The sequence below is a fragment of the Streptomyces lacrimifluminis genome, assembly GCF_014646095.1.
GTDB lineage: Bacteria > Actinomycetota > Actinomycetes > Streptomycetales > Streptomycetaceae > Streptomyces > Streptomyces lacrimifluminis.
Genome location: NZ_BMMU01000018.1, coordinates 103,356 through 119,063, shown reverse-complemented (window position 1 = coordinate 119,063; position 15,708 = coordinate 103,356). Strand labels below are relative to the sequence as shown.

Here is a 15,708-nt window from a genome sequence, read left to right as displayed (position 1 = left end):
TGTTCCGTACGGCTGTTGTACGGCGGTCGGCTCAGTCGGCTCAGACCTTGCCCGCCGCGAAGTCGGCCGCCGCGCCGGCGTTCGCCGTGTAGCCGAGGTGGGCCAGTACGTCGCCCCCGCCGTTCTCACAGATGGGGTCACCCTTGGCGCAGAAGTCGATGGTGCGGCTCTGGTAGGTGCCGGTGACGCTCTTGCCGATGGCCCGGATCGGGTTGCCGAACAGCAGCACCGCGGCGACCTTCCCTTCCAGTGCGGCGGGAATGGTGGCCACGATCGGGCTGCCGACCACCGCGCCGGCGCTGCTGATTCCGATCGAGTTGTCGACGACGTTCGCGCCCTGCGAATAGCCGACGAGCACGAAACGCTGGTTCGGGCACGCGGACGCCTGGCTCCTGACGTGGTTCACCAGATCCGAGTTGCCCTGTGCGGCCGACGTGAGGGAAAGGTCAGCGGGATAGTTCACCTTGTAGCTGGACAGGCTTTTGCCCGTCAGTTTCCGCTGGAGTGCGGAATAAACCGGGTCGCCGACGATCAGGCCGAGCGTGCCCGGCTCGAACGTGCCACGAGCTGCGACGACGTCGATGTCGGTGCAGGCGGCGGCGGTGGCGGCGGGTGCCGAGAGGGTGGTCAGTCCAGCTCCGCCGACGAGTGCGAGCGCGGCGAGACAGAAGCGGATACGCATGGGGGGATCCTTTGCGGGTGGGGCGCGGTCAAGCGCCTATGAGAAAGGACGTCCCGAACGTATTCGCGTTGACGCTCCGAGGGTTATGGACGGGAATTCAGGAATTCCTCGTTTTTTTGTGCCGAGGTGAGTGCCAGGATCAGATCAAGGCGGTTGCCCGGGTCGTGCAGGGCGGCCTCGCCGAAAACCTTCTCCAGCTGACGCAGGCGATAGCGGACCGTCTGCGGGTGGATGTGCAGCCGGGTGGCGACATCGGGCACGTTGCTGCCGCTGAGCAGCCACGCGAGCAGTGTCTCCGCGAGCCTGCCGCGCTGCTGCTCCGAAACCGCGTCGAGGGGGGAGAGCGCGCGTACGCGGAGCAGGTCGAGCATGGGTTCGTCGCTGTGCAGCACCAGGGTCGACAGGTGATCGGCGCAGCGCACCACCCCCTGCCGGGGGAGTATCCCGCGCCCCATCAGCCCGAGGGCCCGGGTGGCCCAGCGCAGTGACCTGGCGGCCTCGGTGAGCGGGACCGTCGGCCCGATCGCCGCCGGCCGCCCCCGCAGCGCGAGCGTGAACGCCCGGCCGCCAAAGCCGCCCGAGCCGTCCGGGTCGGGCACCAGCATCCGTGGCGGCCGGGACTCCATGTCCACCAGCGCTCCCGCCGCCGCAGGCGGCCACTCCACCTCCCGATGGTCCGGACAGGCCGCGAGGACGACGACGGCGACGTACGGCGGTACGGTCCACCGGGCGCCGTGGGCCAGGTCCCGCACCGCCTCCGAGGACACCGGCCCCTCGCCCAGCAACAGGCCGAGCAGCCGCGCCCGGCGCCGCTCCAGCTCGTCCGTGCTGTGCAGCTGTCCCTCCGCGTAACCCGCCGCCGCGGCCTCGGCGACCTCGTGCACGGTCCGGAACGCCAGCTCGCCGAGCCCGGCCATGACCGCGGAGTCCAGCCCGAGTTCCTCCGTCGTACGGCCCAGCAGCCGCCAGGCGTGCATCCCCCCGACCCGCAGTGCGGACTGCAGGGTTTCGAGGCTGTGGCCCTCCAGCGCCTCGCCGCGCCCCAGCTCGTGGTAGATCGCGGTAATCGAGTCTCCCCGGGTGCCCGGGTCGGCGATGTGGTCGACGAAGAGGGTGAGCGCCTGGACGACCCCTGATCTGAGGAGGGCGCGCTGCCTTTCGTCGACCGACCGGGCGGCGTACTCCGGGACCTGGTTGCGGACCTCCTCCTCCACCTCGTCGGCGACGGCCCCCAGCTGGTCGCGCAGCAGTCTGGCCAGTTCGGGCGGCACGGGGGCGGATCCGGGGCCGTCCGGTACGCCGTTCGGGGCGGGGGTCACCACGGAGGGCCCTCCTTTCACCCGGAAGCGGCTCACCCGGGGGCTGGTGCCCGTGGGGTGAGGGACGAGTCCTGAGTTGGACGGCCGTCCCCTCCGTTCCGTTCCGTGCCCCGACGGAACCGGCCTCACTCGGGCACCCCCAGCGCACTGGCGAGCATCGGCCACGACGCGCTGAACTCCCCTTTCCAGTAGGCCCAGCCGTGTCCTCCTCCCGTGTAGTAGTGGGTCGTGACCGGGACGCGGAGCAGTGCGAGCGTGTCGGTGAAGGCGTGTGCGGAGAGCCACAGGGCGCTCTCCAGCGCCTCGGGCAGCCAGTCACCGGTGCCGCCGACGACTCCGCTGCCGCTGGAGACGTACAAGGGGGTGCCGCGCAGACCCTCGGCGCGGGACCGCGGGTTGAAGTCGCGCCAGGTGAGGAAATTGAGAAGAGGGCTGCCCCACAGGGAGCGGGGCGCCAGGTTCTCGCGGGCCACGATGGCGTCCACGAGCGGCGGCACACCGATGGCCATGGTGTCGAGGATGCCGCTGTACGAGGCCGCCGCCGCGAACATGCCCGGATGGCGTGCGGCGTGCGCCATCGCGCCGTAACCGCCGGTGGAGACCCCGGCGACGGCCCGGACACCGGAGGCCCGGTACTGGCGGGTGAGCAGTGTGTGTACCTCCGTGAGCTGGAAGGTCTCGTAGTCGGGCCCTCCGCGCCAGGCCGTGGGAATGCCGGTGGGCCCCGCGTCGGGCATTGCCACGATCATGTTTCGGCCCTCGGTGAAGGCCTCGATGTCCGTCTCCCGGGTCCAGGACGTGTAGTCGTCGTGGGCGCCGTGCAGCAGATACAGCACGGGGTAGGTGCGCCCGGTCTGCGTGCCGAAACCCGACGGCAGGATCAGCCGTACCGGCGCGCTGCGGCCCAGGGCGGAGGACGGCACGGAGACGTCCAGGGTGCGGGCGGAGAGCCGGGTCACGGCTCGGGCGGTGGTGGATGTGGCGCCGAACAGCGCGGTCAGGCCGACGGCCGTCGCGGCTTTGGTGACGGTGCGTCGGGACACTCCGTTGCTGGGATGGGCCATGGCTTGCTCCTCGTCGTCCGGTTCAGCGGCTCTGTTCGTCGAGTGCGCGCCGCAGTCGGGCAGCGATCTCGTCGACGTACGGCGGGTCGAGCAGCGACAGGTGGTGCCCCGCGACCGGTACGACGGTCAGGCGCGGGCACACCTCGTCCCAGCCGAGCGCCTCGTCGTCCCGTTCGTACGCCGGGTCGCGCACGGTGTGCGGAGCGGGATCGGTGGCCCGGTACAGGACCACCGGTCCGTCGTAGGGCCCGGGTCGGTGGTCCTCGCCGATCCTCAGGTCCAGATAGGAGGAGCGCTGGTGCTCCAGGGCGGCGGACGGTACGTCGGCGACCTCGCGCAGGGCCCGCAGCACGGTGTCGATGCGCTCGCCGTCGTCTTCCATCGCGAGCAACTCGTCGTACGGAAGTGCCAGTTGGACTCCGTACGCATCGGCGACATGAGCGGCGAAGCCCGTGAAGTGGGCGCGGATCCGGTCGGCCGGGGTCTCGCCGGGCCGGGGGAGTGGCCGTACGGAGTCGATGAGCGCCACGAGCTCGACGTCCCGCCCGGCGGCGGTGAGTTGCCGTGCCGTCTCCTGGGCGACGAAGCCGCCGAAGGACCAACCACCCAGCAGACACGGCCCGTCGGGGTGGGCGGCGGTGACGGCCTCGGCGTAGCGGCGCGCCTTCTCGGTCACCGTAGGGGCGTCCGGGAGCCGTTCCAGTCCGTACACCGGCCGCTCCTCGCCGAGCCGTTCGACGAGTGCCCGGTAGACGTCGGTCGTGCCGCCGGCGGCGTGGGCGAGGAAGAACGGGGCCCGGGATCCGGTGGCACGCAGGGTGCGCAGTGGGGACGCCGACTCGCGTGTGGTGAGGGCCTGTTGGAGGCGGTCGGCCACCGACCGGACGCTGGTGGCGCCGAGCAGCTCGCGCAGGGGCAGCTCGATCCCGAACTCACCCTGCAGGGCGGTGCGGATGCGGACGGCCATCAGGGAGTCCAGGCCGAGGTCGGCCAGGGCGGTGGAGGGCGTGATGCGGGTCGCCGGGTGACCGGTGACGGCCGCGATGTGCTGACGCAGCCGGCCGCAGACGGATGTGTCCGGTACGTCGGCCCCCTCGGTCGGCGTCTCCGTCGCGGCCGTCGCGCGACCGTCCGTCCACCAGTGCCGGACGTGTCGCCAGCGCGGTCCGGGCAGGTCGATCACGTGGCCGGGCGGCGACGGCAGGCGCCCGCCCGCGCAGTACAGGGCGCCCACCTGGGCCAGGAACCCGGCGGAACTGTCGGCGTCACGGCGCAGGGTGCCGATGGCGAGGGCGCCGGGTGCGGTGTCGAGGACGGCCCGGGTCAGGACCGGGTGCGGCGAGATCTCGACGAAGGCGGTGTGACCGTCGGCGGAGGCCGCCGCGACGGCCCGGTCCAGCCGCACTGGCCGCCGCAGGTTCGCCGCCCAGTGGGCCGCGTCGAAGAGGGAGTCGTCGCGTGGGTCGTCCAGGACGGTGGAGTAGACGGGGACGAGGGGTTGTCCGCCCTTGATGTCGGCCAGGGCGTCGGTCAACTCCGGTAGCAGCGGCTCGACCTGGGGGGAGTGCCCGGCTCCGACGACATGAAGGGCGCGAGCGGTCCGCCCCTGCTGCTCCAGCCGCCGCACGAGCCGTGCCACCGCCAACTCCTCCCCGGCGACGATCTTCTGTCCGGGCGAGGAGTGCACGGCGACGCAGACACCGGGGAAGTCCTTTTCCAGCGCGTCGAGTTCACCGTCATCGAGGTCCACGACAGCCATCGCGCCGCCCCGTAGTCCGCTGAGCAGCCGGGCCCGCACGGCGACCACCCGGGCGGCCTCCGAAACGTCCAGCGCACCCGCGCACACCGCGGCGGCCACCTCGCCCACCGAGTGGCCGATGACGGCGGAGGGTTCGACACCGTACGAGCGCCACAGCTCAGCGAGGGCCAACTGGAGGCCGAACAGCACGGGTTGGGCGACCTCCAGCCGGTCGAGGTCGCCGCCGAACGCCAGGTGTTCGTACAGGGACAGCCCGCACTCGGGGGCGATCTGCGCGTCGAGCTTCTCCACGGCGGCGGCGAAGACGGGTTCCTCGGCCAGCAGCCGCCGCCCCATGCCGGTCCACTGGCTGCCGTATCCGGAGAACACCCACACCGGCCCACGCCCGACGAGGTCCCGGCCGCCGGTCACGACCCGCGGGTGAGCGTCCCCCTGTCCCAACGCCAGCAGTCCGTCCGCGAGTTCGGCACCGTCGCGGGCGACGACAGCGGCGCGCACCGTACCCCTCCCGACGCGCCCGGCGAGTGTGCGCGCCACGTCGGCGGGATGCGCGGCGCTGCCCTCGGGCGTACCGAGCCAGTCGGCGAGCCGGGCCGCGGTGTCCTTGAGACGGGTGGTGTCGACGTCGGAGAGGAGGTGGAGACGGGCAGCCGGGGCCTCCCCCCGGGGCGGTGGCAGGACGTCGGGTCGCCATTCCTCCAGCACCGCATGGGCGTTGGTGCCGCCGAACCCGAACCCGGACACCCCGGCGGTGGCCGTACCGCCGTAGCGCGGCCAGGGCTCGCACTCGGTGACCACCCGCAGCCGTTCGTCGTCCAGGGCGCTCCCGTCCGCGCAGTGCAGGGACGGCGGAATGGTGTCGTGGTGCAGCGCGAGGACCGTCTTCACCAGCCCGGCGATGCCCGCGGCGGACTCCAGATGGGCGAGGTTGCCCTTGACCGAGCCGAGCAGCAGCGGTTGGTCGGGGTCGCGGCCCGCACCGAGTACGGCGCCGAGCGCGCCCGCCTCGATCGGGTCGCCGAGCGGCGTGCCGGTGCCGTGCGCCTCGACGTGGTCGATGTGCGCAGGGAGGAGACCGGCCCGGGCGTAGGCGGTGGCCAACAGGGCTTTCTGCGCGACGGGGTTGGGCGCCAGGAGGCCGTTGGAACGGCCGTCGGAGTTGACGGCCGTGGCGCGGATGACGGCGAGGACACGGTCGCCGTCCCGCTCGGCGTCGGAGAGCCGCTTCAAAAGCACGGCCGCGCATCCCTCGCCGCGTCCGATGCCGTCGGCCGCCGCCGAGAACGGCTTGCACCGCCCGTCCGGCGCGAGGGCCCCGGCCCGCCGGAACGCCACGCCGACGGTGGGCGAGAGCAGCAGGTTGACCCCGGCGGCGATCGCCGTGTCACTCTCGCCGGTGCGCAGGCTGACACAGGCGTGGTGCACGGCGACCAGCGAGGACGAGCAGGCGGTGTCGACGGCCATGCTCGGCCCCCGGGTGTCCAGCACATACGCCAGTCGCCCGGCGGTCACGCTCAACGCCCCGCCCGCGGGCGCCCAGGGGTCGACGGCAGCCGGGTCGGCGCCGGTGAGCGAGCCGTACTCGGCGGCGGAGACGCCGACGAAGACACCGGTGGCGCTGCCGGCGAGGGAGGACGCCGGGACGGCGGCATGGTCGAGGGCCTCGTGGACGACCTCCAGGAGGATTCGCTGCTGTGGGTCCATCACCGCTGCCTCGCGCGGTGTGACGCGGAAGAAGTCCGCGTCGAACCCCGCGATGTCGTCGAGGTAACCGCCGTACAGGGGAGCGTCGGCGGGCGGGAACGGGCCGAAGTCGCGCCACCGGTCCTCGGGCACCCGGCGGACCGCGTCGACGCCGTCGGTCAGCAGCCGCCAGTAGTCGCCCGGCCCGTGCACACCTCCGGGCAGGCGGCACCCGACCCCGATGACCGCGACGGGCTCCCCGGCCGCAGTCGGGGACGGAGTCGGTCTGCCCGCCGGATCGACCCCGGTCCCCGTCCCTGTCCCCGATTCCGCGCGGCACAGATACGCGACCAGGGCGTCACAGGTGGGCGCCTCCCACAGCAGCGTCGCCGACAGTTCCCGACCCGTTGCCCGTGAGAGCTCCCCGGCCAGCACGACCGCGTCCCGCGACGACATCCCGAGGTCCGCGAGCGGCCGGTCCATGGGCACGCCCTCGGCAGGCGTACCGCTCCAGGCGGCCACCCGCTCGGTGACCAGCCGGCGTATCGGGCCCTTGTCGAGGCCCTTCATTCGCCCGCCTCCCCCGACTGTGCCGGCTCCGGCGGTTCCGGCGTGTAGGCACCCTCCAGATAGCGTTGCCGGGTCAGAGCCCGGGCCACCTTGCCGCTGGACGTACGGGGCACGGTGCCCGGCGGCACGAGGACGACGTCGGCGAGCCGTAGCCCGTGCCGTGCCGAGACGGCCGCTCGCACGGCACGCACCAGGCCCGGTGCGTCGATCTCCGCGAGGCGGATGCTCCGCGCGTGCTCGGCCACGAGGACCACCCGTTCGCCCGTGTCCCCCGGCACACCGAACGCGGCGAGCCGGTCGCGCCGCACGGCCGGGTCCGCGTCCTGGACCGAGGCCTCCACATCCTGCGGGTAGTGGTTGCGGCCGTCGACCACGATGAGGTCCTTCAGCCGCCCGGTGACGATCAACTGCCCGTCCAGGAAGGTCCCCAGGTCCCCGGTGCGCAACCAGCGACCGGAATCGGAGGTGTCCTCGGCGAACACCGCGCCGAACACCCGCCGCGTCTGCTCGTCCCGGTTCCGGTAGCCACGCCCCACGTTGGGACCCTGCACCCAGATCTCACCGACCTCGCCCTCGGACAACCGGGCGCGGGACACGGGGTCGGCGATACGCACCCGCTGCCCCGCCGGAGTCCCGCAGCCGGCCAGCGTCACGGCTGTGGGGTCGTCGGCCCGCGCGGGCAGGGCCTTGCCGGTGGCGAGGGCGTCGCGGTCGAGCGCGAACCGGCTGAGCGGCTGCCCGGGCCGGGCCGCGCTGACAAAGACGGTGGCCTCGGCGAGTCCGTACGACGGACAATGGGTGTCGGGCGACAGCCCCTGGTCGGCGAAGGCGGCGTGGAAGCGGTCGACGGTGGCGGGGCGGACCGGCTCACTGCCGTTGAGCAGCGCGGCGACACCGTCCAGCCGCAGGTCCCTCTTCTGGTCCTCGGTGACGGCCGAAGCGCAGTAGTCGTAGGCGAAGTTGGGCGCCGCGCTCAGCGCGCGCGGATGAGCGGCGAGCAGCCGCAGCCAGCGCACCGGTTCGTGCAGGAACGCGGCAGGGTCCATGAGCACCGACAACAGCCCCCGTTCGACCGGAGCGGCGACACTCAGGACGAGTCCCATGTCGTGGTACAGCGGCAGCCAGCCCACACAGGTCGCCGGACGCTCGTCCAGGCCGTAAGAGGCCAGCGCCTGGCGGGCGTTGGCGACGACGTTGCCGTGACTGATCTCCACGCCCGCCGGGGAACGGGTCGACCCGGACGTGTACTGGAGGTACGCGACCGAATCCCCGTCCGGCACGACCGGCGGCAACTCCCGCACCGTGTCGGGCATGTGGTCCACAGCGATGATCCGGACCGGCAGATGAGCGCAGAAGTCCCGCACCTCGTCGTAGATGTGACTGGTCGTCAGAACAATCGCCGGACACGCGTCGTCCAGCACGGCGGCGAGCCGGTCGCCGTGCCCGGGCAGACTGGGCGGATACAGCGGGACGGCCACCAGCCCGGCCGTGAGCGTCGCCAGGAAGGCGGTGACGTACTCCGTACCCTGCGGGCAGAGCAGCGCCACCCGGGTGCCGGGCTCGGCCTCTTCGGCGAGACGGGCGGCCAACGCCCGTACTCGCAGATCCAGTCGGCGCCAGGTCAGCGTGCGATGGACACCGCGCGAGTGGGGGGCGGGATGGTCGACGAACGTGAACGCCCGGCGGTCGGGGGTGGTTTCGGCCCAGTGCCGTACGTACTCCGGCAGACTCCGCTGGGCGGGGGCGAGCGGGGGGCGGCGGCTGTCCATCGGGCATGGCTCCTCACATCGCGGGAACGGCGGGAACGGCGCGGACTCGGACGGCTCGGAGGCCTCGGGCCGCTCAGGAACTCGGGGCTCAGAGGGGGATGTTGCCGTGCCGGCGCGTCGGCATCGGGGCGCGCTTGCCGCGCAGCGCGCGCAGGGCACGGCAGATGTGGTCGCGGGTGTCGCGCGGGGCGATGACGGCGTCGACGTACCCGCGTTCGGCGGCCAGGTAGGGCGTCCCGTGCGTGCTCTCGTACGCGGCGATCAGACGGGCCCGCAGCGCCTCCGGGTCGTCGGCGGCGGCCAGTTCACGCCGGTGCAGGACGCCCACCGCACCCTCGGCGCCCATGACGGCGATCCGCGCGGTGGGCCAGGCGAGGTTGATGTCGGCGCCCAGGTGCTTGGATCCCATCACCGCGTACCCGCCGCCGTACGCCTTGCGCACCACGACCGTGACCTTCGGGACGGTCGCCTCGGCGTACGCGTACAGCAGTTTGGCGCCGCGCCGGATGATCCCGGCCTGTTCCTGCCGGACACCGGACAGATAACCGGGGACGTCGGCGAACGTCAGCAGCGGGATGCCGAACGCGTCGCAGAACCGCACGAAGCGCGCCGCCTTCTCGGAGGCGTCGATGTCGAGCACCCCGGCGCTGTGCAGCGGCTGGTTGGCGACGACACCGACGGAAGAGCCCTCGACGAGGGCCAGCGCGCAGATGATGTTCGGCGCGAACAGCTCCTGGACCTCCAGCAGTTCACCGCCGTCGACGACCGCGCGCAGGATGTCCCGCATGTCGTAGGCCTGCCCGAGCCGGTCCGGCACGACGTCGTCGAGACACACGTCGGCGGGCGCCTGCGCGGGCGCGTACTGCGGGGGCCGCTCCAGGTTGTTGGCGGGCAGGTACGACAGCAGGTCCCGTACGGTGTCGAGGGCCTCCACCTCGTCGGCGGCGAGGAAGTGGGCGTTGCCGTTGACGGAGTTGCTGGTGCGGGCACCGCCGAGATCCTCGGCGGTGGTGCGCTCCCCGGTGACCGCCTCGATGACGTCGGGTCCGGTGACGAACATGTGCGAGGCGCCGTCCACCATCACGGTGAAGTCGGTGATGGCCGGCGAGTACGCGGCCCCGCCGGCACACGGCCCGAGCACGACCGAGAGCTGGGGGATCACCCCGGACGCCTGCACGTTGCGGCGCACCAGCTCGGCGTACAGGGCGAGCGAGGCGACGCCCTCCTGGATCCGGGCGCCGCCGCCGTCATTGAGCCCGATCACCGGACAGCCGGTCTTCATCGCCAGGTCCATCAGCGCGATCGTCTTCTCCCCGAAGGCCTCGCCCATGCTCCCGCCGAAGACCGTGGAATCCTGGGCGAACACACAGACGGGACGACCGTCGACCGTGCCGTGCCCGGTGACCACCCCGTCCCCGTACGGGCGCCGGGCGCCGTCCTCGGTGGGCCGCGCCCGGACGAACATCCCCGTCTCCGTGAACGAGCCCTCGTCCAGCAGCAGGTCGATCCGCTCCCGGGCGCCGAACTCCCCGCGTCTTCTGGGTCCGCCCTCGGCCAGCGCCCGCGACCGACGGCTCTCCAGGACGGTGATGCGGTCGACGGTACGGTCTGGCAGGCGTGTGGCCCAGGATGTTGTCGCCTCTAGCGTCACAGCCACCTCCGAAGTGGCTTTCGAATATGGCAGCGTCGGAGGAGGGGACCGGGTCAATCACCGTTCTGTGTGCGCGAGGTGAGTCCCGCGGGACCGGTGTTCGTCCGTGAGTGACAAGCGGTGGTGCGGGACGGGCCGGTGTGAGAAGGGGGACCGTGTCAGGCGGGCTGCGGTGCCGTCCTCCTGACTCCCCACCGCCGGGTGCGGTAGGTGCCGGCCAGGCGGCACAGCGCGTAGATCGTGAACGAGATCGTCGTGACGTACGGGCTGATGGGGATGGAGCTGCCCAGGGCGAGCAGGATGCCGCCCTCGATGGAGAGCACGGCGAAGACCACGCTGAGCAGCGGCAGCAGCACCGGGGACGCGGTGACGCGGGCGGCGGCCGCGGCGGGTGTGACGACGAGGGTCAGGACCAGCAGCGCGCCGACGACCTGGACCGACAGGGCGACGGTGAGGCCGAGCACGATCATGAAGGCGAAGGACAGTCCGCGCACCGGCACACCACGGGCGGCGGCGACGTCCGGGTCCGCGCTGGCGAAGGTCAACGGCCGCCAGATGACGGCCAGGGCGACCAGGACCAGCGCGGAGGTGCCCAGCAGCCAGGTCATCTGCGGGGTGTCGACGGCGACGATCTGCCCGGTGAGCAGCCCGAACTTGTTGGCTGCCCGGCCCTTGTAGAGAGCGAGGAAGAGCACGCCGAGCCCGAGACCGAACGGCATCAGGATTCCGATCGCCGAGTTGCGGTCGCGGGCCCGCGCGCCCAGGAGACCGATCGCGCCGGCCGCGAGAAGCGACCCGACGATCGAGCCCGCGACGATGTTCGCCCCCAGCAGCAGCGCCGCCGACGCGCCCGCGAAGGACAGCTCGCTGATGCCGTGCACCGCGAAGGGCAGGTCGCGCATGATGACGAAGACCCCGGCCAGCCCGCCGACGAGGCCGAGCGCCGCACCCGCGATGAGGGAGTTGCGGACGAGCGCCAGGAGTTCGCCGTAGTTCTCGAAGCTGAAGATCTGGTGCCAGACCCCCTCGGCGAGCGTCATGGGCGCACTTCCTCGGTCTGCGGGACAGCCCCAGGGGCGGTCTCGTGGGCGGTCTCATGGGCTGTCTCATGGGTGTGATGCGGTGGTGCGGCCGGTCCGTCGGGGGCGCCGACGACCACGACCCGCCCCTGGACGCGGAGGACGTCGACCCGCGTGCCGTACAACCGCGACAGCGACTCCGAGGTCAGCACCTCCTCCGGGGTACCGATCCGGTGACCGCCCGGCGCCAGGTACAGCACGCGGTCGACCAGGCCGAGCACCGGGTTGATCTCGTGGGTCACGAAGACCACGGCGGTGCCGTGGGAACGGCGGCGGGCGTCCACTAGTTCGGTGACGGCCCGCTGGTGGTTCAGGTCGAGGGAGAGCAGCGGTTCGTCGCAGAGCAGGATGCGCGGGTCGGTCGCCAGGGCCTGTCCGATGCGGACGCGCTGCCGCTCGCCGCCGGACAGCATGCCGAGGGGGACATCGGCGTACGCCGAGGCTCCGACGGAGGCGAGGATCTCGTCGACCCGGCGGCGGACGGCGCCCGTGCGCGGCCGGGGTCCGAAGCGGTGCCCGTCGATGCCGAAGCGCACGAGATCGCGGGCGCGCAGCATCGCCTGTGCGGACAACTCCGCCTGCTGAGGGACGTACCCGACGTGCCGGCCGGCCTCGCGAGGGGAGCCGCCGAGGACGGTCAGGGTGCCGGCGGACAGGGGCTGTCGGCCCAGCAGGGCCCGGACGAAACTGGTCTTGCCCGAACCGTTCGGCCCGAGCACGGCCAGGAACTCGCCCGGCCGCACCTCCAGATCGAGGCCCTGCCACACCACACGCGTGCCGTACGACAGTTCGGCGCCGCGCAGGCTGACCACCGCACCGGAGTCGCTGCCCCCGGCCGGCGCCTCACCCAGGCGGGCGCGGGGTACGGCGGCCGGGACCGGCTGCCTCACTTGGCGAGCGCGCTCGCGAGCGCGTCGACGTTGGAGGTCATCCAGCCGAGGTAGTTCTTGCCGGCGGGCAGGGTCTCCGTCACCGGTACGACGGGGATGCCGGCCGCCACGGCCGCGGCCTTGGACTTCTCGGTCTGCGGGCCGGAGGTCTGCTCGTTGTAGACCAGCGCCTTGACCTGCTTGTCGCCGAACACCGCCAGCGTGGCCTGCAGAACCCGGGGGGAGACGTCGTCGCCCTCCTCGATGGCCTCGCTGAACTGCTCGGGCGTCCTGTTCACCAGCCCGCTCGCGGTGGTCAGGTACAGCGGCACGGGTTCGGTGATGGCGATGCCCTCACCGGCGTGTGCCTTCTTGATCTGGGCTTCCTTCGCCTCCAGCGCCGTGAGCTGCGTCCTGAAGGCCTCGGCGTTCCTGGTGAAGAGGGCGGCGTCGCCGGCATCGGCCTTGCCGAGCGCGGCGGCTATACGGTCGGCGATCTTCGCGACGGTGGGGAAGTCGTACCAGACGTGCTCGTTCAGCTCGCCGCCCTTCGGGGCGGTCTTCCCGGAGACCTTGACCGCGTTGACGACCTCGGCGGAGGAGCCGCCGCTCTTCAGCATCCGGTCGACGAAGTCGTCGTAGCCGCCGCCGTTCTCGACGACGACCTTCGCCTTCGACAGCGCCAGCTGGTTCTGGGTGTTGGCCTCGTAGGAGTGCGGGTCCTGGTCGGGGTCGCTGATGATCGACGTGACGTCGACCTTCGCGCCGCCTATCTGCTCGACGATGTCGCCGTAGACGTTGGTGGAGGCGACCACGGCGACCTTGGACGAGCCGACCGGCGCCTGCGCACCGCTCCCGTCACCGCCGGAGTCCGACGAACTGCCGCACCCTGCCAGGAGGGCCAGCGAGGCGCCGGTGATCAGGGCGAGATGCCGGGACGGGGACGGGGACATGGATCCTCCACGACAGGGGGTCAGCAAGGGTGTGTGCGCCACAGTAGATGGAAATGAATATCAAAAACGTGGCCGATTCCGATCTATGTGGAAACCATTGCCAACACTTGACGCGCCGCTCCGGTACCCCGGCGTTCTGGTGCTCCGCTGGTCAGAGCGTCGGTCACCGGCAAATTGTTGATCTGACGCAGGGGGCGGCGTCCGACCGGCGTCCGGGTCGCCTCGTGGCGATCATGTCTCAGGACGACGGTGTGCAACGGTGGGCACCGGGGTACCAGGGCGGACCTGACCCGCACCGCCTCCGGCTGCGCCTGCGTGGTGGCCGGGCCCGGCGGCGCGGGTGGGAACCAGTACTGCCGAGCAACCCGTTCAAGGAGGCCTGCGATGCGTAATCCGACCGTGGCACAGCAGTTGATCGATGTCCTGCGCCAAGCAGGGGTGGAACGCATCTACGGCGTCGTCGGCGACAGCCTCAATCCCGTCGTGGACGCCATCCGGCGTACCGACGGCATTGAGTGGATCCATGTGCGCAACGAGGAGGCGGCGGCGTTGGCCGCCGCGGCCGAGGCGCAGCTTACCGGGCGGCTCGCGGTGTGCGCGGGCAGCTGCGGTCCGGGCAACACCCACCTGATCCAGGGGCTGTACGACGCCAATCGCTCAGGCGCCCCGGTGCTCGCGATCGCCTCGCACATTCCGTCCAAGCAGATCGGAACCGGGTTCTTCCAGGAGACGCATCCGGAGCGGCTGTTCACCGAGTGCAGCCGGTACTGCGAAATGGTGAGCCAGCCGTCGCAGATGCCGCGGATGGTCCGGATCGCCGTACAGCGCGCGCTCTCCGACAACGGGGTCTCGGTGCTCGTCATGCCCGGCGACCTGTCCCACGCGTCCGCCACCAACCCCACCGGCACGAGCAGCTTCGTCACCACTCACGGCCGGGTCGTACCTCCGCCCGAGCAGGTACGGGACCTCGCGGCGAAGCTCAACGCTGCGGAGAAGGTGATGCTCTTCTGCGGAGCCGGCGTACGGGACGCGCACACCGAGGTGATGGAACTCGCCGGCCGTGTGCACGCGCCGGTCGGGCACACCCTGCGCGGCAAGGAGTGGATCCAGTACGACAATCCGTTCGACGTGGGCATGAGCGGGCTGCTCGGCTACGGCGCCTGCTATGACGCGATGCACGAGGCCGACCTCGTGGTACTGCTGGGCACCGACTTCCCGTACGACGATTTCCTGCCGCAGGCCCACACCGTGCAGATCGACCACGACGCGGGGCGCATCGGACGCCGGACCGCGCTGGAGCTGGGCGTGCACGGCGACGTGGGGGAGACGCTGCGCGCGGCGCTGCCGCTGGTCGAGGCCAAGGGCGACCGCTCGTACCTGGACCGGACCTTGCGCCACCATGCCAAGTCCCTGGAGAACGTGGTCTCGGCGTACACCCGTGACGTCGAGCACCAGGTGCCGATCCATCCCGAGTACCCGGCGTCGGTCCTCGACGAACTTGCCGACGACGACGCGGTGTTCACCGTCGACACCGGCATGTGCAACGTGTGGGCGGCCCGCTACCTCACGCCCAACGGGCGCCGCCGCGTGATCGGTTCGTTCCGGCACGGCACCATGGCCAACGCTCTCCCGCACGCCATCGGGGCCCAGTTCGCCTACCCCGGCCGTCAGGTGATCTCGATGTCGGGCGACGGCGGACTCGGCATGCTCATGGGGGAGTTGCTCACCGTCAAACTGCACAATCTGCCGGTGAAGACGATCGTCTTCAACAACTCCTCCCTCGGCATGGTCAAGTTGGAGATGATGGTCGACGGCATGCCCGACTACGAGACCGACCACGAGCCGGTGGACTACGCCGCCATCGCCGCGGGGGTCGGAATCCACTCGATCCGTATCGAGAAGCCCGGCCAGATCCGCGAAGGCCTGCGGGAGGCGCTGGCGTACGACGGGCCGTGTCTGGTGGACCTGGTCACCGACCCCAACGCACTGTCGATCCCCCCGCACATCTCCGGCGAACAGGTGAAGGGCTTCGCCTTCTCGGCAGGCAAGACGGTTCTCAACGGGGGCGTGGGCAAGATGCTCGACCTGGCCAGGGCCAATCTGCGCAACGTGCCGAGGCCCTGAACCTGCCCGGTGCACCCCCTTTCGAGCTGTGCGGGCAGGACCCGGCGCAGGCCGTCCAGGGCTGCTCGGCAGAAATCTCGCACCAGGGAACCGGGATGCCGCGCTGGTCTCACGCCGATCCGGACTCCGTGCGCCGCGAGGCGGAAGCCGAAGCCAGGTCAGGGGTGTTGAGCAGGCCGACGGGCA

Annotated in this window: 10 protein-coding genes; 1 reads left to right on the top strand and 9 read right to left on the bottom strand. The window is 71.7% G+C overall.

From position 1 onward, the window contains the following. Positions 1-40: 40 nt before the first annotated feature. The 9 genes from IEY89_RS25145 to IEY89_RS25105 form a co-directional block, all read right to left on the bottom strand. Positions 41-682, bottom strand: a complete 642-nt coding sequence (locus IEY89_RS25145) for a cutinase family protein (RefSeq protein WP_189149759.1) — start codon at positions 680-682, stop codon at positions 41-43. An 83-nt stretch (positions 683-765) separates the two neighbouring features. Next, the gene (locus IEY89_RS25140) at positions 766-2,004 is read right to left on the bottom strand and encodes a PucR family transcriptional regulator (protein ID WP_189149758.1); all 1,239 of its coding nucleotides are present in this window, start codon (positions 2,002-2,004) and stop codon (positions 766-768) included. 122 nt (positions 2,005-2,126) lie between these two features. After that, on the bottom strand, positions 2,127-3,065 hold the full coding sequence (locus IEY89_RS25135) for an alpha/beta hydrolase (protein ID WP_189149757.1): 939 nt from the start codon (positions 3,063-3,065) through the stop codon (positions 2,127-2,129). A 22-nt stretch (positions 3,066-3,087) separates the two neighbouring features. Next, the gene (locus tag IEY89_RS25130; RefSeq protein WP_189149756.1) at positions 3,088-7,077 is read right to left on the bottom strand and encodes a type I polyketide synthase; all 3,990 of its coding nucleotides are present in this window, start codon (positions 7,075-7,077) and stop codon (positions 3,088-3,090) included. Continuing rightward, positions 7,074-8,846 carry a fatty acyl-AMP ligase gene (locus IEY89_RS25125; RefSeq protein ID WP_189149755.1) on the bottom strand — a complete coding sequence of 591 codons (1,773 nt, stop codon included), beginning with the start codon at positions 8,844-8,846 and terminating at the stop codon, positions 7,074-7,076. Before IEY89_RS25125 ends, IEY89_RS25130 begins: the two co-directional genes overlap by 4 nt. Positions 8,847-8,934: 88 nt before the next feature. Next, complete coding sequence (locus IEY89_RS25120; protein ID WP_373287289.1) at positions 8,935-10,503, bottom strand: acyl-CoA carboxylase subunit beta; 1,569 nt, start codon at positions 10,501-10,503, stop codon at positions 8,935-8,937. Positions 10,504-10,655: 152 nt separating this feature from the next. After that, positions 10,656-11,537 carry a metal ABC transporter permease gene (locus IEY89_RS25115; RefSeq protein WP_189149754.1) on the bottom strand — a complete coding sequence of 294 codons (882 nt, stop codon included), beginning with the start codon at positions 11,535-11,537 and terminating at the stop codon, positions 10,656-10,658. Beyond that, entirely contained in the window at positions 11,534-12,388 is an 855-nt protein-coding gene (locus IEY89_RS25110) for a metal ABC transporter ATP-binding protein (RefSeq protein ID WP_229695420.1), read from the bottom strand. The genes IEY89_RS25115 and IEY89_RS25110 overlap by 4 nt, the downstream gene beginning before the upstream one ends. Positions 12,389-12,462: 74 nt before the next feature. Beyond that, positions 12,463-13,398 carry a metal ABC transporter solute-binding protein, Zn/Mn family gene (locus IEY89_RS25105; protein WP_189149753.1) on the bottom strand — a complete coding sequence of 312 codons (936 nt, stop codon included), beginning with the start codon at positions 13,396-13,398 and terminating at the stop codon, positions 12,463-12,465. Between the two features lie 384 nt (positions 13,399-13,782). Here IEY89_RS25105 and IEY89_RS25100 point away from each other — a divergent pair, with 384 nt between their 5' ends. Beyond that, on the top strand, positions 13,783-15,522 hold the full coding sequence (locus IEY89_RS25100) for a pyruvate dehydrogenase (protein WP_189149752.1): 1,740 nt from the start codon (positions 13,783-13,785) through the stop codon (positions 15,520-15,522). The last annotated feature ends 186 nt before the right edge of the window (positions 15,523-15,708 follow it).